The 19,886-nt window shown below is 46.2% G+C and carries 19 protein-coding genes and 1 tRNA gene; 3 read left to right on the top strand and 17 right to left on the bottom strand.

The features are described from left to right. Positions 1–31: 31 nt before the first annotated feature. From NTX76_06150 to gyrA, 12 genes are all read right to left on the bottom strand, one after another. A complete protein-coding gene (locus NTX76_06150) occupies positions 32–2,248 on the bottom strand; it encodes an AsmA family protein (GenBank protein ID MCX7338839.1) in 2,217 nt (738 codons plus the stop codon). Positions 2,249–2,290: 42 nt separating this feature from the next. Further along, a complete protein-coding gene (locus tag NTX76_06145; protein MCX7338838.1) occupies positions 2,291–3,238 on the bottom strand; it encodes a mitochondrial fission ELM1 family protein in 948 nt (315 codons plus the stop codon). Between the two features lie 24 nt (positions 3,239–3,262). Beyond that, the gene (locus NTX76_06140) at positions 3,263–4,384 is read right to left on the bottom strand and encodes an ATP-binding protein (protein ID MCX7338837.1); all 1,122 of its coding nucleotides are present in this window, start codon (positions 4,382–4,384) and stop codon (positions 3,263–3,265) included. Positions 4,385–4,617: 233 nt separating this feature from the next. Next, entirely contained in the window at positions 4,618–5,496 is an 879-nt protein-coding gene (gene fmt, locus NTX76_06135; GenBank protein MCX7338836.1) for a methionyl-tRNA formyltransferase, read from the bottom strand. Then, complete coding sequence (locus tag NTX76_06130; GenBank protein MCX7338835.1) at positions 5,496–6,749, bottom strand: glucose-6-phosphate isomerase; 1,254 nt, start codon at positions 6,747–6,749, stop codon at positions 5,496–5,498. Before NTX76_06130 ends, fmt begins: the two co-directional genes overlap by 1 nt. Before the next feature lie 21 nt (positions 6,750–6,770). After that, entirely contained in the window at positions 6,771–7,559 is a 789-nt protein-coding gene (locus tag NTX76_06125; protein ID MCX7338834.1) for an ATP-binding cassette domain-containing protein, read from the bottom strand. A gap of 2 nt (positions 7,560–7,561) precedes the next feature. Next, on the bottom strand, positions 7,562–8,338 hold the full coding sequence (locus tag NTX76_06120; protein MCX7338833.1) for an ABC transporter permease: 777 nt from the start codon (positions 8,336–8,338) through the stop codon (positions 7,562–7,564). A gap of 175 nt (positions 8,339–8,513) precedes the next feature. Then, entirely contained in the window at positions 8,514–9,722 is a 1,209-nt protein-coding gene (alr, locus tag NTX76_06115; GenBank protein MCX7338832.1) for an alanine racemase, read from the bottom strand. A 2-nt stretch (positions 9,723–9,724) separates the two neighbouring features. After that, the gene (gene ruvB / locus NTX76_06110; GenBank protein MCX7338831.1) at positions 9,725–10,801 is read right to left on the bottom strand and encodes a Holliday junction branch migration DNA helicase RuvB; all 1,077 of its coding nucleotides are present in this window, start codon (positions 10,799–10,801) and stop codon (positions 9,725–9,727) included. Positions 10,802–10,807: 6 nt separating this feature from the next. Continuing rightward, positions 10,808–11,413 (bottom strand): Holliday junction branch migration protein RuvA, encoded by a 606-nt coding sequence (gene ruvA, locus NTX76_06105; GenBank protein ID MCX7338830.1) that lies wholly within the window; start codon positions 11,411–11,413, stop codon positions 10,808–10,810. A gap of 111 nt (positions 11,414–11,524) precedes the next feature. Beyond that, positions 11,525–12,220, bottom strand: a complete 696-nt coding sequence (gene trmB, locus NTX76_06100) for a tRNA (guanosine(46)-N7)-methyltransferase TrmB (protein ID MCX7338829.1) — start codon at positions 12,218–12,220, stop codon at positions 11,525–11,527. A gap of 2 nt (positions 12,221–12,222) precedes the next feature. Continuing rightward, on the bottom strand, positions 12,223–14,952 hold the full coding sequence (gyrA, locus tag NTX76_06095; GenBank protein MCX7338828.1) for a DNA gyrase subunit A: 2,730 nt from the start codon (positions 14,950–14,952) through the stop codon (positions 12,223–12,225). 179 nt (positions 14,953–15,131) lie between these two features. Here gyrA and NTX76_06090 point away from each other — a divergent pair, with 179 nt between their 5' ends. From NTX76_06090 to NTX76_06080, 3 genes are all read left to right on the top strand, one after another. Further along, positions 15,132–15,344, top strand: coding sequence for a hypothetical protein (locus NTX76_06090; GenBank protein ID MCX7338827.1), 213 nt, complete (start codon positions 15,132–15,134; stop codon positions 15,342–15,344). Between the two features lie 836 nt (positions 15,345–16,180). After that, complete coding sequence (locus NTX76_06085) at positions 16,181–16,468, top strand: type II toxin-antitoxin system RelE/ParE family toxin (GenBank protein MCX7338826.1); 288 nt, start codon at positions 16,181–16,183, stop codon at positions 16,466–16,468. Continuing rightward, complete coding sequence (locus NTX76_06080; GenBank protein MCX7338825.1) at positions 16,452–16,757, top strand: putative addiction module antidote protein; 306 nt, start codon at positions 16,452–16,454, stop codon at positions 16,755–16,757. The genes NTX76_06085 and NTX76_06080 overlap by 17 nt, the downstream gene beginning before the upstream one ends. Here the strand turns inward: NTX76_06080 and NTX76_06075 are convergent. The 5 genes from NTX76_06075 to NTX76_06055 form a co-directional block, all read right to left on the bottom strand. Further along, positions 16,747–17,490, bottom strand: coding sequence for a condensation domain-containing protein (locus NTX76_06075; protein MCX7338824.1), 744 nt, complete (start codon positions 17,488–17,490; stop codon positions 16,747–16,749). The genes NTX76_06080 and NTX76_06075 overlap by 11 nt on opposite strands. Before the next feature lie 48 nt (positions 17,491–17,538). Beyond that, positions 17,539–17,775, bottom strand: a complete 237-nt coding sequence (locus tag NTX76_06070) for a DUF1467 family protein (GenBank protein MCX7338823.1) — start codon at positions 17,773–17,775, stop codon at positions 17,539–17,541. A gap of 18 nt (positions 17,776–17,793) precedes the next feature. Then, a complete protein-coding gene (locus tag NTX76_06065; protein ID MCX7338822.1) occupies positions 17,794–18,753 on the bottom strand; it encodes an ATP-binding cassette domain-containing protein in 960 nt (319 codons plus the stop codon). Further along, entirely contained in the window at positions 18,680–19,564 is an 885-nt protein-coding gene (locus NTX76_06060) for an ABC transporter transmembrane domain-containing protein (protein MCX7338821.1), read from the bottom strand. Before NTX76_06060 ends, NTX76_06065 begins: the two co-directional genes overlap by 74 nt. A gap of 49 nt (positions 19,565–19,613) precedes the next feature. After that, positions 19,614–19,689 (bottom strand) — tRNA-Ala (locus NTX76_06055). Between the last annotated feature and the right edge of the window lie 197 nt (positions 19,690–19,886).

The following is a 19,886-nucleotide window of genomic DNA, read 5'->3' as shown; positions in this document are numbered from 1 at the left end:
GAAATAATGGAGGGGGTCAAGCGACCCCTCTCTACCATTTACCGCTCAATAATCCCTTAACCAGATCCTGTGGATTAATCGGCTTTGGCTGATCAGCCTTTTGTTCTTCCGATTTTTTCCCTGCCGTATCGCCCTTTTTAGCGGGCACCACAACACCCAGCAGTCCCCGAACGGCATTCCCCACATCCTGGCCCAACGCTTTGTCTACGGTTTTATGAACAACGTCATCAACGGCCTGCGTCGCTGCCCTTTGAACAATAAGCTTGGCCATTTGGTCCTTGTCAATACCATAACCGGGGGCATCCAAAGAACCGTTGACGCGCAGAATAATGGGAGGAAGCTTCGGCAATTCCTTGGCACGCAAAGCAAATTGCAAATCAAGCCGCCATGCGGGGATATCGATGGTTCCCTTTCCCTGGGCCGTTATATCATCAGAAACAAAATCAATTGTTTGACTGTCTACCCGACCATTCCGCACAACAAAATCCCCCTTTAGCCATGAAAATGGGACATCAGCGCGCGTTTTCAAATCATCAAAAAGAACACTCAATCCATCAAGGTTCCGGGCTTGCTTCAGGTCGGCCACAAATTTTTTGGTATCAATAGTTTCAACAATCCCCTGGCTTAAATTAAATTTCATATCACCGGTCAACGATCGGGTCAGGACATCAGCCGTTTCCCCAGTGGCACTAAGATTTGCTGACGCGCTTAATGTTCCCTTTTTCAAGGGACCCCCCTTGGTTGCCGGAAGGCTTGCCACATTAATGTTTCGAATATCGATTTGCGCCTTGTAAGCATTCCCCCTGTTCATCTGGGCAGCACCAGAAACTGTTCCACCATAGGCCTGCGCCGATAGTGATGTCAGAGCCAGATTTCCATTTTGCAACGAAACAGTCGCGCCAACATTTGCCGCTTGATAATCCGCATAACGAAGCACATTAACACAAACAGTTCCTTGAATTGATGGGTTTCGGTCCACAAATTTCAAAACGAACGCACCATCCGTATTTATATCGCCCAGCTTAGCCTTAAGGGCCGCCAAGGTGTACGTATCATTTTTTGCCTGAAGCTGAGTGGATAAATTAAATGCCCCCTGTAAATAGGGTGTTTTTTCATCAACCCCAAACCACTTTAAAAATCCCTGTGGCTTTGGCGATGAAATCTGAATTGCCCCATCCCAAAGGATTTTATCTGTTGTCTTTCCATCTGCTTTCAGGGCTAGGGCAGAATCCCCCTCTGTCATGGCTAGGTCTACAACCGCATGGCCCGCCTGATATGTCCCCGACCCTGCCAGCTTAAGCCCCCCAACAGCCAGTGTCAGTGTTGGAATTCGGGCCAGATCTTTCGATCCCTCTGCCTGCGCTATGCCAGAAATACCCTGAAGCAAGTTTATTTTTTTATTGGGAAGGTCCGCCGTATAAGGGATTTTCAATGAATCAACAGAGACAGTCCCCTTGAAATTTTTCCCCTTAAAATGCCAATCCGCCTTGAGTGATCCGTAATTTTCTTTGTCTTTGGTGGCAGACACAAGGATCTTAGCCAGCGTGAATTGTTCCACAAAAAGGTGAGTAATTTTGGCATCCACCTTGAAAGCGATCCCATTGGATTCCAAACTTCCCGTAACATCATACGGCCCCGATAGTGATTTCATCGAACCCCCTATATTAATGTTCGTCAGTTTTTGGTCTATTTCTTTCTGCTGATCTTTATAGTGCGCAGAACCCCTTGTTATGATGACATGCTGCAAACCCAGATCGAACGCGGACGATGCCGAGGGCTTGACCTTTAAATCCACAGAAGGTTCCAAGGGGGCACGATCTACAGTAACCGGAGTCGTTTTCTTTGATTTTTCTTCTACTTTTAGGGTTTTTTCAGGCTGAACATCCCAATTCGGGGTCCCATCCTTTGCAATGTCAAGATTGGCAATAGGTTCGATTATCTCCACCTGATCAATCTCTATCTTTCCCCGCAAAAGGGGTAGAACGTTCAAACGCAGGGAAATGCTTTTTGCATCAAAAAGATTTTTCGTTTTATCCCCCGATTTAGCCTTAACTGATAAATCATTAACCACAAAGTGCGGCATAGGAAGCAAGCTAATGCGCACAGGCCCCCTGATATCCAGGGTATATCCCGTTGCTTCCTGTGCTTTTTGCAAAATGGGTTCTTTATAAGCGCCCCAGTCAACAAAACTGGGCCCAACCAATGCCAGTCCGATACAACCAATTACAATATAGAGAATTTTTTTCATAAACTTATTTTCTTTGACGGTAATCTTAATGGCAGTATATACTTACTTTATACAAAAGTCCAAGCGACTTAATACGTCGGGGATAATACGACCCAGCTCATCAAGCTGTTGAAAATCACCCAGCCTTGAATTAAATTCTGCCAGTGGCTTTGCGTGGTTATGCCGATACAGCATGTCCATAAAATCCAAGAACCGCTTGTTTTTAATGGGTAATTCATGAATATAAACGGGCTTGCCGGTAATGCACGCCTCTGACATCATGCTAATGGAATCCCCCGTCACAACAACAGCGTCTGCTGCGGATAAGTAATCGATATACGGATTAACACCATCCCCATGCCAAATTTGATGGGGAACTGATTGAATGGCCCCTGCCAACAGATCCAGAATATCGGGACGTGTCCGGCGCGATGGGGTAATAAGCAGGCTTCCCCCCCCATGCGCCATTTTCATCAAATTTTCTGCCAGCCGCAGGACGCATTCTTTTGTATAGGTGTAATGCTTGCTGTCCCCGCCCAATAATACAGCAACGTGCGTTTTCGAGGGATCCAATTTTAATTCTGCACGTCGCGCAACCAAGGTTTCTTGTTTGATGGGGTGAATCGCCCCCAAGGTTTGAATAACATTTTCACCCCGCAGATTGTCATGATACGGTGCAATCACAAGATCAAAATAACCTGGTTCAATCCGGGGGTTTTGAAACACAATTGTGTATGATTTTTTCCGAAGGGCCACCGCCGCTGTAACGGCCTGACGTCCGCCCGCAATAATCAAATCCGGGTAAGGTTGGGATAAATCGGGTTGCATATCCCCCGCGGTCCGTTTTCCCAAAGCAAAATGAGGGGGCAAAAAACGCCACGGCCAGCGTAAATCAATTTGCTTATGCTCCACAGTCAGGGGAATGGATTCTTCTAATGCCTGCGCCAGAGCCAAACATTGTCGGTACGTTCCCATTTTCCCCTTGTCACACAGGATCCAACAATTTTTCATAGTATGCTTTATCCTTTGGTTTGCTCACAAATATAAATTTGAAAGATATTTCTCGGCATTTAAAACCTGAATTTCATCATCTTGGTATTCTTTTTTGATAGATTTTACTAACTGAACGGCCGGATGCTGATATTTTGTCTTGAATAGTCGAAGCGACTTCCCGATGGTTTGATCGGATAATTTGACTTCTATCATCGTTTCGATTTCGTTATTATTTGTGATGGCAAAATCAACCTCCCGTCCATCCTTTGTGCGTAAATAATGTAATGAACAGTCTTCTGCTTTGTTATCCATTCTTGCATATACATTTTTTAGCAGACTAACGGCTACAAGATTTTCAAATTTAGCCCCTGCATCAGCCTGGACCAATGCTGTATCAAAAAAATAGATCTTAGGTTCTTTTAAAATGCTTCTGGCGATATTGCGCGAATAAGGTGTCACGGCAAACACGACGAAAACTGCCTCTAGGATCTGGATATATTTTTTAATCGTTGCCGGGGATACACCAACATCCTCCGCCAAGGATTTGTAGGAAATCGGCGACCCAACCCTGTTGCGCAAAAGATCAAAAACCAGACGCATTCCTTTTAAATTATGGATAGTGTCTATTTCAAAAATATCGGTACTGAGAAGGCTGTTTGTATATTGAAGTCGCCATCTATTGGCATCAATTACCTCAGGCGTGAAATAGGGTTCCGGAAATCCACCGCGTTCCAGAAGTCTGTCGATATTTACCGCTTCTGATGCTTGTCTTAATTCAGAAAGCGAAACTGGCAGCAAGCGATGTCGAAAATATCGCCCAGCAAGGGAATCACCCAACTGATCATAGATATCCAACCGTGCACTGCCCGTGACCAGAATGCGCATCTTGTCTGATTTGGTGTCAAACACACCCTTGATGTAATTTTTCCAATCCGGCATTTTATGAAGCTCATCAAAAATAAGCAGATCGGTTTGGTCAAGCCATGATTGACCCCGTATAATCTTGCGGTCATTGATCTGATCATAATTCAAATAAAGACTATTGGGAAAAGAGTGTGCAATGTCCTTTGCAAGGTATGTTTTGCCAGATTGCCTTGGCCCAACAAGAAGAACGATCTTCTTTTCCAGATCTTTTAAAATGATGTTTTTCTGTACTCTGATCATGCGACTAATATATTTCAAATTGCCGAAAAGTCAAGACTTTTACGAAATGTAGTTCAAAAAAGTCAGAAGATATTTGCTTAATCCCCCTTTCAATAAATCTTAATGAGCTCTGGATTGCTTTGTCGGGCTGCGCCCTTCTCGCCATGACGTCATGGCGAACGAACGAAGAGAGCGTGGCCATCCAGGAAACTCACTAATAATTTGTGAAAATGGTATAAACCTTACGTGGCCTTCTAATGGATTCCCCGCAAAAAATCGGCAGCATTCAGGGGTTTCGATCCTGCGCGCTGAACTGTTTTTAACGACAAAAATCCCGACCCACACGGGATAATCCATGGGTGATCCGCATTGTCGGGCGCAGGCTGATCCAAAACCTCAGCCTCCAAAACCTTGACGATGATCCCGTCATGATCAAACCATGTTCCGGGCCATGGATTTAGCGCCCGAACCCTTTGGCCCAATTCATTTGCCGACAAGGAAAAATCGAGGAGCCCCTCGTCCTTGCTTAATTTATGGGCATAGGTCACGCCCTCAATGGGTTGCGGAATGGGTGTGATTTCATCAAGATTTTGCAACGTTTGAATCAATAAACCTGCCCCCATCACAGACAATTCATCATGAAGGGTTTGCGTAGTTGTCTGTGTTGTAACGGGGATCGACGCCATAGCCAAAATATCCCCCGTATCCAACCCCGCATCCATTTGCATAATCGTAATGCCCGTTTCAGTATCCCCGGCCAAAATAGCCCGTTGAATCGGGGCGGCCCCACGCCACCTTGGAAGCAAGGATGCATGAACATTAATACACCTCCGTGTTGGCGCCAAAAGAATCGCAGTCGGCAGAATAAGCCCATAGGCCGCAACGATGGCAACCTCCGCAGTATGCGATTGAAATTCACGCTGCGCGTCGTCGGTCCTAAGGGATGCTGGTGTTAAAACCGGAATCCCAAGCAACTCTGCACGTTCGTGGACGGGGCCCTTTTGGACCGTATGCCCACGCCCCTTTTTCCGCGGCGGCTGACAATACACCGCCACAACATCGTGTCCGGCCGTCACCAGGCTGTCAAGAATTGTAACGGAAAACGCCGGACTTCCCATAAATACAATGCGCATCAAGAAATCTTTTGCAAATACTCAACTGCCAATATTTTTCCGGCTTCAACGGCCGGCTGGTCAAAGGGGTTAACCTGCAACAAATAGGCCGCCGCCAAAGTTTCAAAAACAAAATTCATCATAAGCGCGCCAAGGCATTCTGCATCCAGTCGATCAATTGTTATCTCACGAACGGAGCAATTTTGGTGGCGCATGACATCGATTGTGGCGCGTTGTTCCGCCAGCATCAGATCCCCCATTGTTTTCCCCTGAAGGGCAACAAGGGCCGGATGGGTCAGTTTCGAACAGGCTGAAATGGAGGCGATTGATTCCTGGTGATTGAGCGTTATAAAGGTAAACAGTTTGTCCCGTGGCCCATCAAGATAAAGCTGCAATTGGGAATGTTGGTCGACGGTACCAAGGGCCTGAATCGGTGTTGTTCCGCAAGATTCCCCAGCTGCATTTTTCTTGCCCAAACTTTCGGCCCACAACTGGCAATACCAATTGGCGAGCAATTTCAGGCGATCACAGTACGGAAATAAAACCGACTGGTTGACCCCCTGCTTGGCATAGGCAACATGAATTCCGGCCCGATAAAGTGGCGCACAATTGTCGGCGGACGCGTTTTTGATCTGGTCAACGATGGTTTTTGCGCCACGACGCATGGCCTCGAAATCAATTCCCGAAAGCACGGCCGGAATCGCACCAACAACTGTAAGCGCAGCAAAACGCCCCCCAATGTCAGTCGGATGATCCAGGCAATTGATATCGTATTTTTTGGCAATTTGACGAATGGCATTGTCACAGGGCTCGCTCACAATCAAGAAATGATCAGCAATCGAATCCTTTTTCCATATATCCAAACAAACACGTAACTGCATCAATGTTTCCATCGTGTTGCCTGATTTGGAAATGGCAATTACCGCTGTCTTTTCCAAATTTATAGTCTCGAACAGTTTATTAAATGTGTGCGAATCGATGTTATCCATAAAATGAAAGCGTGGGGATTGGGTATCCCTAAGGGCGGCAATCGCTTGCCCACCCAAACTAGACCCGCCAGTGCCCAAAAAAACGACGTCATCAAAGTGGCGATACTTTTCTGCCATTTGATAAATTTCGGTGAAATCGGCATCAAGATTTTGAAACAGAGGCAGCGATTGAGCAAGATTTTTTAAATGATCCAGCGCGTCTTCGGTGTTTGACCGAATGGCCTCACGATTTTCTGGCTTAAGAAATACAGCGGTTGAATGATCGATGATTTGGAATAAAGTCATACGATGTTACTTTCTTTCTGCTTATTGCGTAAAGGGACCCTCTGGCAGTCCATTAATAAATTGATAAACATAAGGGTTGTCGGTTGAATCCATTTCGGCAATGGTTCCGGTCCAAATTAATTTTCCCTTAAATAATAATCCTACACGATCGGCAATTTTGCGTAAACTTTTGATGTCATGGGTGATTGTGATGGTGGAGGCCCCGAGGTCCTTGACGCACCGTCGAATGAGTTGATTAATCGTTCCGCTGACGATGGGATCCAATCCTGTTGTGGGTTCATCAAAAAAGATGATTTCTGGGTTGGCGGCAATTGCCCGGGCTAAAGCGACGCGTTTTTGCATTCCACCTGATAATTCTGCGGGATAAACATCAGCAACAGATGACGATAAATCCACGGCATCTAATTTTTCTAGGGCAATTTTTCGAGCGGATTTGCTATCCATTCCGCGTCCCTGAATAAGACCAAAGGCAATATTGTCAGCCACAGTCATGCTGTCAAATAGTGCCCCACCTTGAAAAAGCATTCCAAATCGATGCATGACTTGTTGACGTTCATATGATGATAGTTTTGTTACTTCTTGCTTTTGAATCCATATGTTTCCCTTGTCGGGAGCAATTAATCCTAACATGCATTTAATTAAAACGGATTTCCCACTGCCAGATCCACCGATGATGGCTAATGATTCGTTGGCTTTTAACGTTAACCGAATGCCATCAAGAACGACATTACTACCAAAAGCCTTGGATAAATTTCGTACGATGATTTTTGGTTCTGGCCCTGCGGCAGTTTCGGTATTATTTTCTGTCATGACTATTTCTCAAACAACAAAGACGTTAGGGCGTAATTCATAAACAAAATCAGGATCGATGCCGAAACAACAGCATTCGTTGTGGCTCGTCCGACTCCGGCTGCCCCTCGTCCAGATTGATATCCATGATAACACCCCATCAACGTTATAATTAATCCAAAGACGGATGCTTTAATCAAACCGGAAATAACATCCTGAGATTCTAGGTATTTAAGAGTTTGATAAAGATAATTGGCGGGATTAAACCCTAGCTTATAGGTGCAAATTAAATATCCCCCAAACACGCCAATGATATCGGCCACAAGGACCAAGATTGGCAGCATCACGACACCAGCAAGCAAGCGTGGGAAAACAAGGTATTTGAATGGATTGGTTGCAAGCGTAGTCAAAGCATCAATTTGTTCTGTAACACGCATGGTTCCAATTTCGGCTGCCATGGCGGCACCAACGCGTCCGGCCACCATAAGCCCAGCCAAAACGGGCCCCAGTTCGCGGGTCATCGACAACACAACAACCGTTGCGGTTGCCCCCTCCGCTGAAAAACGTGAAAACCCTGTATAGCTTTGGAGGGCTAACACCATCCCTGTAAAAATGGCCGTCAACCCAACAACAGGCAAGGAATAAAACCCGATCTGAATCAGCTGATTGAAGATTTGTCGGCCATACCAGGGTGGTTGAAATCCATGCCGGATGCTGCTTAATAAAAAAAGGGCAACACGACCGCAATTGCCCAACAAACCCAGGAAAATATGCCCAATGCGGGCCAATAATGTCAACATGACGAAAACTCAATCTGACTGCCACTCACGCTATCAGTATATACCCAAGATGAATGAAAATGTTGAAATTTTATGACAGATAGTTTTTTCAGAAACAAGGTGAAAAAGACGCGCATAGCTATTCTATGCAAGGCTTTTGAATCGCCGTTTATGGAAAAAATAGCCAACATAAAAATCAACATTTCTGTTTAGATTGGGTATAAACCTTCTGAAATCGTTTCCCAAGCTTTAACAGCAGCTCATACCCAATCATACCACTGCGACCTGCCCAATCATCAATGGGGATGTCTTTGTTGATAAGAGCAACCCAATCTCCGGGCCTGACTTCGGGGATTTCTGTCACATCAACGGACACCAAATCCATAGAAACGCGCCCAACAATTAGGGCTTTTTTATTGTTAACCATCACGTAACCATTTTGATTACTCAGACGCCACGGCACGCCATCCGCATATCCAGCCGCAATGGTTGCAAGACGCATGGGCCCAGTGGCTGTAACGGATTCGCCATATCCGATCGCACTTCCAGCCCGAACATCCTGCACTTGCAAAACCCTGGTATAGGCGCCCACACATGGGATCATCGGGTTCGGGGCTTCCGGCGTCGGGTTTAACCCGTAAAGGGCCATCCCCGGGCGCACAAGATCATAGTGATAAGCGCTGCCCAGGAAAATACCCCCCGAATTACACAGACTGAATGGAACCGATGGAAAATCTTGCCGTATGGTTCGCGTCAACCGAAGCTGATTAAAATTGGTTGAATGTGTGGAATCGTCCGCACAAGACAGATGGCTCATGATCAAACACCACTCAATCCCAACCGTATTCATAGTCAGTAAGCGTTGATAATCCAACCAAGGCAGACCCAGACGATTCATCCCTGTATCGATATGCAATGCGGTTGGTAGGGTTGCCCCAATACGCTTTGCGTGATGTTGCCGTTCCTCTATATCGTCAATTGTGTTCAGAACAGGAGTCAAATTGTGTTCATGGTAAAATTCTGACCAACCGGGAAGATAGGGTCCATTCAGGACATAGATGGTCGATTTTTGTTGGCAACGACTTAATGTTTTTCTGAGGGAGAGCGCCTCGTCGCTATAGGCAACAAAAAAAGACCGACACCCTACTTCATAAAGGGCCAGGGCAATCGTATCCGCCCCCAAGCCATACGCATCAGCTTTAATCACAGCCGCACATTCCGAAGATTTTACCCGATGACATAAATAAAGATAATTTTGCTGTATGGCTTTCAAATCAACGGTCAGCAAGGAATAGCAATCAGGGGATGAAAATTTTTGGGCGTAGTTATTATGAATGACCCTCCCAGGGGCAGTCTCGTTGTTCGGTAAATCGTTCAAAATAGAAACACTAGATAATGTCGGCATGATTATTTCTTTGTTTTAAAGGAAAGAAGTTGGTTCGTGGGTTGGCTGTCAAGAATGGGCAGCCCAATATGGGTATAGGCACGATCTGTCAAGACTCTGCCACGGGGTGTTCGTTGAATAAAACCTTGTTGCATTAAATAAGGCTCGATCACATCTTCTAATGTATCGCGTTCTTCAGAAAGGGCAGCCGCAAGTGTTTCAACACCTGCTGGTCCGCCCTTGTAAAATTCGGCAATCATACGCAGGTATCGAATGTCTTGGGCATCAAGCCCCAATGGATCCACGTCTAATCGATTGAGAGCATTGATCGCGATTGATTCCGTGACTGTTAGTTCGTTTGAAACGGCGGCAAAATCCCGCACACGACGCAACAATCGCCCGGCAATTCTGGGGGTTCCCCGGGACCGTCGGGCAATTTCTGTGCTTCCTTCTTCTGAAAGGGATACAGTCAATATCCGGGCCGCCCTTTGGATGATCAGGGTTAATTCAGCAAGCGTGTAAAACTGTAACCGCAAAGGAATCCCGAATCGTTCCCGAAGGGGTTGCGTCAACAGACCCGCCCGCGTCGTTGCCCCAACAAGCGTAAATGGCGGCAGATCAAGGCGAATGGATCGGGCGGCTGGCCCCTCGCCAATCATGATATCTAATTTACAATCTTCCATGGCGGGGTACAAAATTTCCTCTACCGCCACATTTAAGCGATGAATTTCATCAATAAACAACACATCGTGGGGCTGAAGATTTGTGAGAACGGCCGCCAAATCCCCCGCCTTTGCAATCACAGGGCCGGATGTTGCCCTAAACCCCACACCCATTTCTTTGGCAATAATTTGCGCCAGAGTCGTTTTTCCCAAGCCAGGCGGGCCAAATAGCAAGACATGATCCAGTGCTTCTTGGCGTGACTTTGCTGCCTGTATAAAAACTTTCAGGTTGGATCGTATTGTGGCTTGCCCTGTGAAATCATCCAACGATAGCGGGCGCAGGGATAATTCTTTTGAATCCTCTGTCACAAAATCATCTGGTTGTTTTTGTCGATCAACCAGTCTGCTTTCGGGGGATGTCTCGATTATTTTATCCATGGGGCCCTATTTCACAAAAGAAAGTTTTTGCAATGACATCCGAATTAACGTCTCTGCCGATTCTGCATTTCCCTTTTCCTGAACAATTTGGGACAGGGTCAAGGTGGCCTCCGCCCTAGAATATCCCAAACCAATCAACCCCAGTAAAGCATCCTGCACAGTGGACGGTGGTGTGTTGTGCGCAGCAGAGGTTAATATACTTAAAGATAGGTCTAAATTCTTATCTTTCAACTCTGAAATGATGCGACCGGCAACTTTTGCGCCAACACCGGGGGCTCGGGTCAGTGCGGTTTTATCTTGGCTGATAATGGCTGAAAATAATTCAGCGGGCGATAATACAGACAACAGTGCAATGGCGACTTTTACACCAACCCCCTGAACACCCAAAAGCGACCGAAAGCATCGTCGTTCTTCGGGATCCAAAAACCCACACAACTGCTGATTGTCTTGTCGTATGATGTGTTCGATAAATAGGGCTGTTTTTTCACCAACCGCCGGCAATCGTGAAATTGTTTTGGCCGATGCATGGGCAAAATACCCAACACCCTGCACATCTATAATTAAACCATCATCAACAATACTGTCGACAATTCCCGTCAATTTATGAATCATGGATATATTTTCTCACGAGAGAATAATAAAATGTATTATGACATAAAAATAACCGCCTAGACAACGGACTTCTTTTCATATTCATAATCGACTCGGTCATGTCCATATTTTTTAATCAATACTTACAGACCTATATCGAAAATACGCGGACGCTCTCCCCGCCTCTGCGGCTTTTTGTTCATAGCGTGTTTGGGGCCATGATTCGATATCGGGACGATCCATGAAATCCCCATGAATAGGCTGAAAAAGCGTACGACCAAGGGGCGATGAAAACATATCAATAACCCATTGGCGATAATCTGCATGGTCTGTTGCGATGCGCCATTCCCCGCCTCTTTTCAAAACGCGATGGATTTCGACCAGGGTGTCGTCCTGGATAAAGCGGCGTTTATGGTGGCGTTTTTTTGGCCAGGGATCTGGGAAAAGCAGAAAAATACGCTCACAAGACTGATTCGGGATCGTCCTAAGCAAAAGCCGGGCATCATCCTGATAAATCAATACGTTCTTTAATGTATGGTGATGGATCAGCTTTAAAAGGGAGGCCACCCCATTAACAAATGGTTCACACCCAATAAACATAACGTCCGGGTTTTGCAGCGCCTGCTGACAAAGATGTTCACCGCCCCCAAAGCCGATTTCAATCCAAAGCCGATTTTGAAAAAAATCCACCTTGATGGTTCCTGGATCCGAAATATCAACCGTCGGCAACACTGTATCAAATAAATGCTGTTGTGCAGATTTAAGGGCACGTGTCCGCGTGTGGGCATAATGCTGCTTGAATTCGTTAGCGCCCCCAAACACCGTCATTCTTAAGCTTCCGTACCTTCAACAACCGCGTCAGATTGCTCATCCTCCGCTTCCTCTCCTGGAACCAAGCTGACAGCAACAACTTTTTCGCCCTCATCAATCCTAAAGACAATAACGCCCAATGCAGCACGCCCTGTGATCCGAATATCGCTAACTGGGCAGCGAATAATTTGCCCCTGATTCGTCACCAGCATAATATGATCATCAGCCCCAACGGGGAACGATGCGACAACGCCGCCATTTCTTTCGTTGGTGGTAATATTAATAAAGCCCAGGCTGCCACGGTTTGTTGTACGATAAGCATGGGCCGATGTTCGCTTTCCAAATCCGTTTTCGGTGATAGTCAGAATAAATTGTTCCTGCGCAGCCAATTCAGCAAACCGTTCTGGGGATAATAAAATAGTCGCCCCTTCGGTCGCTTCTTCCTCGCCTGACTCGGTCTCCGTCGCCTGGTTGGCCTGCTGACGAAGCTTGTTCGCCTGACGCAGGTACGCATCACGTTCCTCGATCGTCAAGCGACTTTGCCCCAAAATGGCCATTGAAATAACTGTGTCATTGTCGCCCAGACGAATACCCCGAACACCATTGGAATCTCTCCCCGCAAAAATACGAATACTGGTCACATGGAATCGATTCGAAATTCCATTTGCCGTTGAGAGCAGAACATCATCGGTTTCAGAGCACAGCTTAACGGCAACCAGTTCCTCGCCATCATCCAAACGTATGGCGCGCTTTCCATTGGATTGAATACTCGCAAAATCCTCCAAACGATTCCGGCGGACATTCCCGTGTGATGTAACAAACATCAGGAATGCATTGTCAACCTCTGTCCCCTCCGGCTTAATCAAAACAGTTGCAATCGTTTCACCGGCACTAAGCGGCAAAAGGTTAACCATCGCCCGGCCTTTGGCCTGGGGTGACCCAAGAGGCAATTGATAAACCTTCATCTGGTATACTTTGCCCAGCGTGGAAAAGAACAGAACCTGGCTGTGCGTGTTGGCCACAATGACATCATTAACGACATCCTCGTCTTTTGTTGTCATGCCCGAACGCCCCTTGCCCCCGCGACGTTGCGCGCGATACGTTGACAATGGAACACGCTTGATATATCCACCCAAGCTGACCGTAATCACCATGTCTTCGCGTTGGATCAGATCCTCCATGTTGACACTGAAATCACCTTCTTCAATTTCGGTACGACGTGGGCTTGGAAATTGTTCCTTGATCTTAACAAGTTCCGCTTTCATGATATCCAGAACCCGCTGACGTGATCCCAAGATGTCCAGAAATTCCTGAATTTGTTCAACCAGTTCCTGCAAGTCAGCCATGATCTTGTCACGTTCAAGACCAGTCAACCGATGTAAACGCAAATCCAAAATCGCTTGCGCCTGAATGTCCGTCAACCGATATTGGGTATCCGTGCAAGCCGCTGTCGTTTCAACCAACGCCAGCAGCGGTTCGACCACCTGGGCATCCCAAGTTCGTTCCATCAATTGGGCCTTGGCGATGTGGCGATCGGTGGCAGCACGAATCAGCGCAATAACCTCGTCAATATTGGCCACAGCAATCGCAAAACCCATCAACACATGGGCCTTTTCCCGGGCACGTGCCAATTCATATCGCGTGCGACGCAGAATAACATCTTCTCTGAATTCTAAAAAGGCCTCCAGAATACGCTTAAGCGAAAGTTGTTCTGGGCGCCCATGAACCAATGCCAGCATGTTAAAGCTAAACCCACCCTGAAGGGGGCTATACCGATACAGCTGATTCAGCACAACATCGGGAACGGCATCCCGTTTCAGTTCGACCACAACACGAACGCCATCTCTGTCTGATTCATCGCGAAGGTCACTGATCCCCTCGATAACCTTATCCTTGACCAGCTCAGCAAATTTTTCGATCATTCGCGCTTTGTTAACCTGGAAAGGAATTTCCGTAATGATGATCGCTTCACGTTCATTGCGGACACGTTCAAAAAATGTCTTACCCCGGACTGTAATGGTTCCACGCCCTGTTCGAAAAGCCTCCCAAATGCCACGGCGCCCAATGATTGTCCCACCCGTTGGAAAATCCGGCCCCTGAATGAACTGGATCAACTCCGCTAACCCAAGGTCGGGATTATCAATCAGCGCACAGCACGCATCGATCACTTCTCCCAAATTATGGGTCGGGATGTTTGTTGCCATACCAACAGCAATGCCATTACTGCCGTTAACTAAAAGGTTGGGGAAACGGGCCGGCAGGACTTTTGGTTCTGTTAATGTGTCGTCATAGTTTGGTTGAAAGTCGACGGTGTCCTTGTCGATATCCTCTAGCAAATCATGTGCTGAACGACCTAGGCGAGCTTCGGTATACCGTGATGCTGCCGCTGGATCCCCGTCCATCGACCCAAAGTTTCCCTGGCCATCAATCAAGGGCAAGCGCAAGCTGAAATTTTGCGTCAAACGAACCATTGCATCATAAATCGCCATATCCCCATGCGGGTGATATTTACCCATGACGTCTCCGACTACGCGGGCTGATTTTCGATACGGCCGGTTGTATTCGTTTCCAGCTTCCTTCATCGCATACAAAATACGTCTGTGCACAGGTTTCAAGCCATCCCGAACATCAGGAAGCGCACGCGAAACAATAACGCTCATCGCATAATCAAGGTAGGAACGCTTCATTTCCTCTTCAATGGCAATGGGCTTAATATCGCTGGTTTGTGTTGGGACCAAAGACGATGTCATAACTTTACCTAACTATCTAGACGTAATAAGTTCTAAAACCAACCCAACCTTAGCATTTTTTTGCATAAATGACACTTTTTTCATACTTATCTTAACGCTTTTTTTACTTTTCATCTTGATTTTTTCGTAGAATGGAGCATTATAATACCAGAGATTACCCGCGCAAGGGATTCACGGTCATGGATGTTTATATGAATCAATACGATCTACAAGCCCAGCTGCAACAATTCCAACAAAAACAGCAACAGCTTGATGTGGAAATGCTTGGTCTGGAAAAAGGGCCAGCAGGGATTGCAGATTTTGCATTTTATTATATGAGAAAACAAAAAGAGATCATCCAGGAACAAATCATAAAAATCAACACTATGCTCTGTCCCGACATTATCGCATAGAGTATCCGTTAAAAAGCATGATTAGTAGTTGATTGTGTGGGCCTGCGCCGATATGGCCCTGATAAATTAGAGGACTGGTCAACATAGTGCCGTTTTCAATAAGCATTCATAGACTCTGCCCCTGAACTCTAAATACCGCAGAAATCAGGGTGATATATCTGTCTTTTTCTTGTCGGTTTATAAGAATTTCCCACGTCATCCCGTGGCTTGACCACGGGAACCATGTATTCCGTTGTGGATCCCGCGATCAAAGCCTGCCCTAGGACTTGATCCAGGGTCGCGGGAGGACGGGGGATGGTCTTGTGTGATGTGGAGTTTAGAGACAGAGCCTGAGTTCAAGGCGATTTCTGAATTTACCGATACCTACCACCGCAGCTGCCCCAACAATCCAACTGGCGCACAATTCACCGCATGACACCGCTCAACAAGATCCGGTGCCAAAAATTCATCCTGGCACGAAACATCAATATGGGCGCTTTTATATCATTTTCAATAAATCTTCATGAGTTCAGGGCGATTTCTGGATTGCTTTGTCGGGCTGTGCCCTTCGCGCAATGACGTTGTCATGGCGAGCAGACGAAGGCGGTGTGGCCATCCAAAAAGCTATCTCTCTATTGATCACGTAGAAAAACACTATATCTTTCTGTTCCCAAATTCGATTGTTAAAAAATTTTATTTATCTCTAATTTAATTTATTATAGGGAAGAATGATTAATTTGAGGTTAATGTCAGACTTAGTTTTTATAGGATTGATTTTTTGTTGTTTGTAAGCTACATTAAAGCATGAAGACATATCAAATATCTTATTTTGAAGATGATTCCGGTGAGTCTCGCTCATTACATGGTTGTCAGCACTCAAAGACAGAAAGGCAGCCGCGATCATGAAAACCCGCATCGACAGGCTCCGTTTTGGGTTGTTTGGCGATGCAAAGCATTTGGATTCCGATGTTTACGAGCTTCGTGTTCATTATGGTCCTGGCTATCGAATCTATTTTACAAAACAGGAAGACACTTTGGTTGTTTTGTTATGTGGCGGAGATAAATCCAGCCAAAACAAAGATATCAAGAAATCGATAGTCTATTGCAAATTATTAAAGGATGCAAACGATGCCAAAACTTCGTGATTATGATTCGTACTTAATTAATAGCCTTAAGGATCCAACAGAGGCCTCTCTTTATTTATCGGCAGCTTTTGAGGATGACGACCCCCGTGTTGCTGCGATTGCCCTGGATCATGTTTTGCGGGCCCGAAATCATACAGTGACACGCATCGCTGAAAAGGCACACCTTAATCGGGAACACCTTTACCGTATACTAGCAGGAAAAGTGGAGCCCGAATTCAGAACACTGAAAGTGCTTTGTGCTATTGCTGGTTTTTCTTTAACCGTTCAAGACCAACAGCCTATTCATTAAGCTGAGTTCGACGTAAGAATCCCCAAAAAACCCTTATCTGGATTGCTTCCTCGGGCTTCGCCCTCATCGCAAAGACGTCATTGCGAGGAGCGGAGCGACAAAGCAACCCAGGATTTTCCTGGAAAAGACAAGGTTTTTGGGGATTCTTACGTCGAACTGAGGTTAGATAGGGCTTAGCGGGGGCATTGTTTGTTTCCCCATCGATTAACGATTGATAGATGAAAAATATCTGGTCCAGCAAAAATCCAGATGACAGTCCGTCAGATATCAAATGCTCGATAGTGCTGAAAAGAACAAACTCATCACCCGTAACCCGAATCAAATTCAACCTAAACAATGGTGCCACATAAACTGGAAACGCCGCCAGTCGATTGAGTTTGGAAAAATTCTCCAAAATCTCTGCCTTCTCCGCATCCTCCAGATCTTTAATATCATGACACGGCAATGAATACACCATGCTATCAGCAATAGCCCGCTCCCACCGTTCTCCATCATACCGAAAACTGGTCCGCAAAATATCATGGGCCTGAACAACCAAATTGATCGCCTGCTCAAACAAAACAACATGATCCGGATCCGCCCGAAATCGAATTTCTCCCCAAATGGTCCAGGGATTTTTCATGTGGTGTTTTTGACAGAATGCCAGATATCCTTCCTCCTGAATCGACAGGGGTAAATATCCGTGCCTGGCTTTAAATTCATCGGCCATAAATTCGTCAGGATTAACAGTCATTGCATGTGCTCAATTAATCTTTATTAATCTGAGCCTACACTGAAATAGTTAAGATGGGGTTAAAATGGTAATCAAAGCCAAAGCTACACACCAAATGACAAATGAACTATACGTTGCCAAAACAAGCTTTCTTTTGATGTGCGGATTCGATGGCGCGCTTGTTGCAAAACCAATGGGATGCTCATCCTCCACCTTGATCCACAACGGCAACACCGTCAGGAAAACGACCAGCCAGATCATCAGATAAAGAAAAATCCCTGTCACAATCGCCGAAATAATCGCCATGACTATCCCAACTGTTCTTTAATAATTCCGAAGAGAATTTTGTTCACCCAGCATCAACCCATCGGAAAATTGCAGCAAAGCAAGCTGGCGATACAAACTGTCTTGGTCAATAAGCTCCGCATGCGTCCCAATGGCCCTGATCGCCCCTTGATCCATCACGACAATTCGATCCGCCCTCAGGACCGTTGCCAATCGATGCGCAATCACCAGGGTTGTCCTTGATGCCATCAAATGACTCAACCCCCTTTGAACCGCTTGTTCGCTTTCAGCATCAAGGGCACTTGTTGCCTCGTCCAGCAATAAAATCTTTGGATTCCGTAAAATGGCCCGCGCTATGGCAATGCGCTGCTTTTGCCCACCAGACAACCGAACCCCCCGCGTTCCAATTTCTGTGTGAATGCCGTGGGGCAGTGTTGTCAAAAAATCATTCAACCTTACCCGTTCAGCAGCCTCCCAAACGTCTTCCTCGTTGGCATCAGGGCGACCATACAAGATATTTTGATAAATGGTTGTGGAAAATAAAGCGGTTTCCTGTTTAACGACACCAATTCTTTGGCGCAATTCCTGCAACGGAACATCCTTGATATCGATCCCATCAACATAAATAGAACCCGATTGCGGATCATAAAACCGCAACAACAGGGCAAAAAGCGTACTTTTCCCGGCCCCTGATGGCCCAACAATGGCCACATTTTCACCCGGGGAAACGGACAGGGTTAATTTCTTTAAAATAGGACGTTCTGGATGGTTAGGGTAAGCAAAGGATATTCCATGAACTGCCAAGATTCCCTTTGCGGGCTTTGGCAACGAACGTGGGTTGGCACTGTTCAGCGTTGGCGCTATTGACAGAATTTCAATCAAACGATCTGCGGCCCCGGCTGCCCGCTGCAAATCGCCAACAATCTCACTGAATGATCCGGCTGATCCGGCTGCAGCTGTGGCATAAAATATAAACGCGGACAAGCTTCCGGCCGTCATATCCCCTTGTGTCACCCCATGCACCCCAATCCAAAAGACAAGGACAATGGCCGTAAATACCAGAATCATAACGATGCATGTTAGCCAAGATCGTGTCAAATTTCGATGAACTGCCGATGAAAATGTATCCTCTGAATTCATCAATATACCCGCTCATCCCCGCAAGAGAACTTTGCGCAATTTTGGATCCCACACGAACCCGCCGCCCCAACAGGCTAATTGGAATCAAAACAAGGGGGATCACTGCCAGACAATACAACGTTAACAACGGTGAAATCAAAATCATCATCGAAAGCCCCCCTGCCAAAATCAGGATATTTCGGACAGCCACAGCCGCCGATGTTCCGATCAGGATCTGAATCAAGCTGGTATCTGTTGTAAGTCGTGAAATCAATTCCCCAACGCGAACTTGCTCAAAAAAGCTGACCTCCAGCTGCAACATATGACGAAACACATCAAGCCGAAGATTAGCAACGATTCGCTCACCAAGCCATGATACATAATACGTGCGCCCGAAACTGGACAAAGACAGCAGAACAACACACCCAAAAAGACCCAAAAGGATCATCAAAAGCCGGTCAGAGTTTTGCGTGACAAATCCCTGATCAATCAAGTGTTTAAGGCCAACACCAATACCCAAAATCATGGCAGCCGCCAGCACAAGAGAAACTGACGCCAGGAATACTTGCAATTTATAGGGGGCGATATAGCTCTTTAAAATCTTTAGATGCTTTAAGCTATCGTAGGGGCTTGCATTCTTTGCGGGACGATCTGCCTCCAAAGCTTGATCGTAATCACTTTTTTCTCTCATTGGATCAACATTTTGTTTGGTTGGGGATATGTTATAAAGACTAAAGATCTGGTGGAGCCGAGGGGAATCGAACCCCTGACCTCTACAATGCCATTGTAGCGCTCTCCCAACTGAGCTACGACCCCGATCACCCGTTAACTTTAATACTAGCGACCGTATCTTTGCAAGGGAAACATTTCAGTTGTGCGGGTTCACATCAAATGAGACTCCGCTGCAGCCTCGGAACAGATATCCCGAATATACTCCATAGGTGTTAATCCCTTCAAGTTCCGATGAGGACGATACGTATTATATTTGATCACGGCCTGACGAAGTTCAGCCT

This window comes from Alphaproteobacteria bacterium, from assembly GCA_026400645.1.
GTDB lineage: Bacteria > Pseudomonadota > Alphaproteobacteria > Paracaedibacterales > CAIULA01 > JAPLOP01.
Note: the sequence above shows the minus strand (reverse complement) of the source record. Positions and strands in the feature narration are given on the sequence as shown.

Excerpts from the sequence above, each read along its gene's own strand:
- NTX76_06150 (MCX7338839.1), bottom strand. The coding sequence starts at position 2,248 with ATGAAAAAAATTCTCTATATTGTAATTGGTTGTATCGGACTGGCATTG.
- NTX76_06145 (MCX7338838.1), bottom strand. The coding sequence starts at position 3,238 with ATGAAAAATTGTTGGATCCTGTGTGACAAGGGGAAAATGGGAACGTAC.
- NTX76_06140 (MCX7338837.1), bottom strand. The coding sequence starts at position 4,384 with ATGATCAGAGTACAGAAAAACATCATTTTAAAAGATCTGGAAAAGAAG.
- fmt (MCX7338836.1), bottom strand. The coding sequence starts at position 5,496 with ATGCGCATTGTATTTATGGGAAGTCCGGCGTTTTCCGTTACAATTCTT.
- NTX76_06130 (MCX7338835.1), bottom strand. The coding sequence starts at position 6,749 with ATGACTTTATTCCAAATCATCGATCATTCAACCGCTGTATTTCTTAAG.
- NTX76_06125 (MCX7338834.1), bottom strand. The coding sequence starts at position 7,559 with ATGACAGAAAATAATACCGAAACTGCCGCAGGGCCAGAACCAAAAATC.
- NTX76_06120 (MCX7338833.1), bottom strand. The coding sequence starts at position 8,338 with ATGTTGACATTATTGGCCCGCATTGGGCATATTTTCCTGGGTTTGTTG.
- alr (MCX7338832.1), bottom strand. The coding sequence starts at position 9,722 with ATGCCGACATTATCTAGTGTTTCTATTTTGAACGATTTACCGAACAAC.
- ruvB (MCX7338831.1), bottom strand. The coding sequence starts at position 10,801 with ATGGATAAAATAATCGAGACATCCCCCGAAAGCAGACTGGTTGATCGA.
- ruvA (MCX7338830.1), bottom strand. The coding sequence starts at position 11,413 with ATGATTCATAAATTGACGGGAATTGTCGACAGTATTGTTGATGATGGT.
- trmB (MCX7338829.1), bottom strand. The coding sequence starts at position 12,220 with ATGACGGTGTTTGGGGGCGCTAACGAATTCAAGCAGCATTATGCCCAC.
- gyrA (MCX7338828.1), bottom strand. The coding sequence starts at position 14,952 with ATGACATCGTCTTTGGTCCCAACACAAACCAGCGATATTAAGCCCATT.
- NTX76_06090 (MCX7338827.1), top strand. The coding sequence starts at position 15,132 with ATGGATGTTTATATGAATCAATACGATCTACAAGCCCAGCTGCAACAA.
- NTX76_06080 (MCX7338825.1), top strand. The coding sequence starts at position 16,452 with ATGCCAAAACTTCGTGATTATGATTCGTACTTAATTAATAGCCTTAAG.
- NTX76_06075 (MCX7338824.1), bottom strand. The coding sequence starts at position 17,490 with ATGACTGTTAATCCTGACGAATTTATGGCCGATGAATTTAAAGCCAGG.
- NTX76_06070 (MCX7338823.1), bottom strand. The coding sequence starts at position 17,775 with ATGGCGATTATTTCGGCGATTGTGACAGGGATTTTTCTTTATCTGATG.
- NTX76_06065 (MCX7338822.1), bottom strand. The coding sequence starts at position 18,753 with ATGACGGCCGGAAGCTTGTCCGCGTTTATATTTTATGCCACAGCTGCA.
- NTX76_06060 (MCX7338821.1), bottom strand. The coding sequence starts at position 19,564 with ATGAGAGAAAAAAGTGATTACGATCAAGCTTTGGAGGCAGATCGTCCC.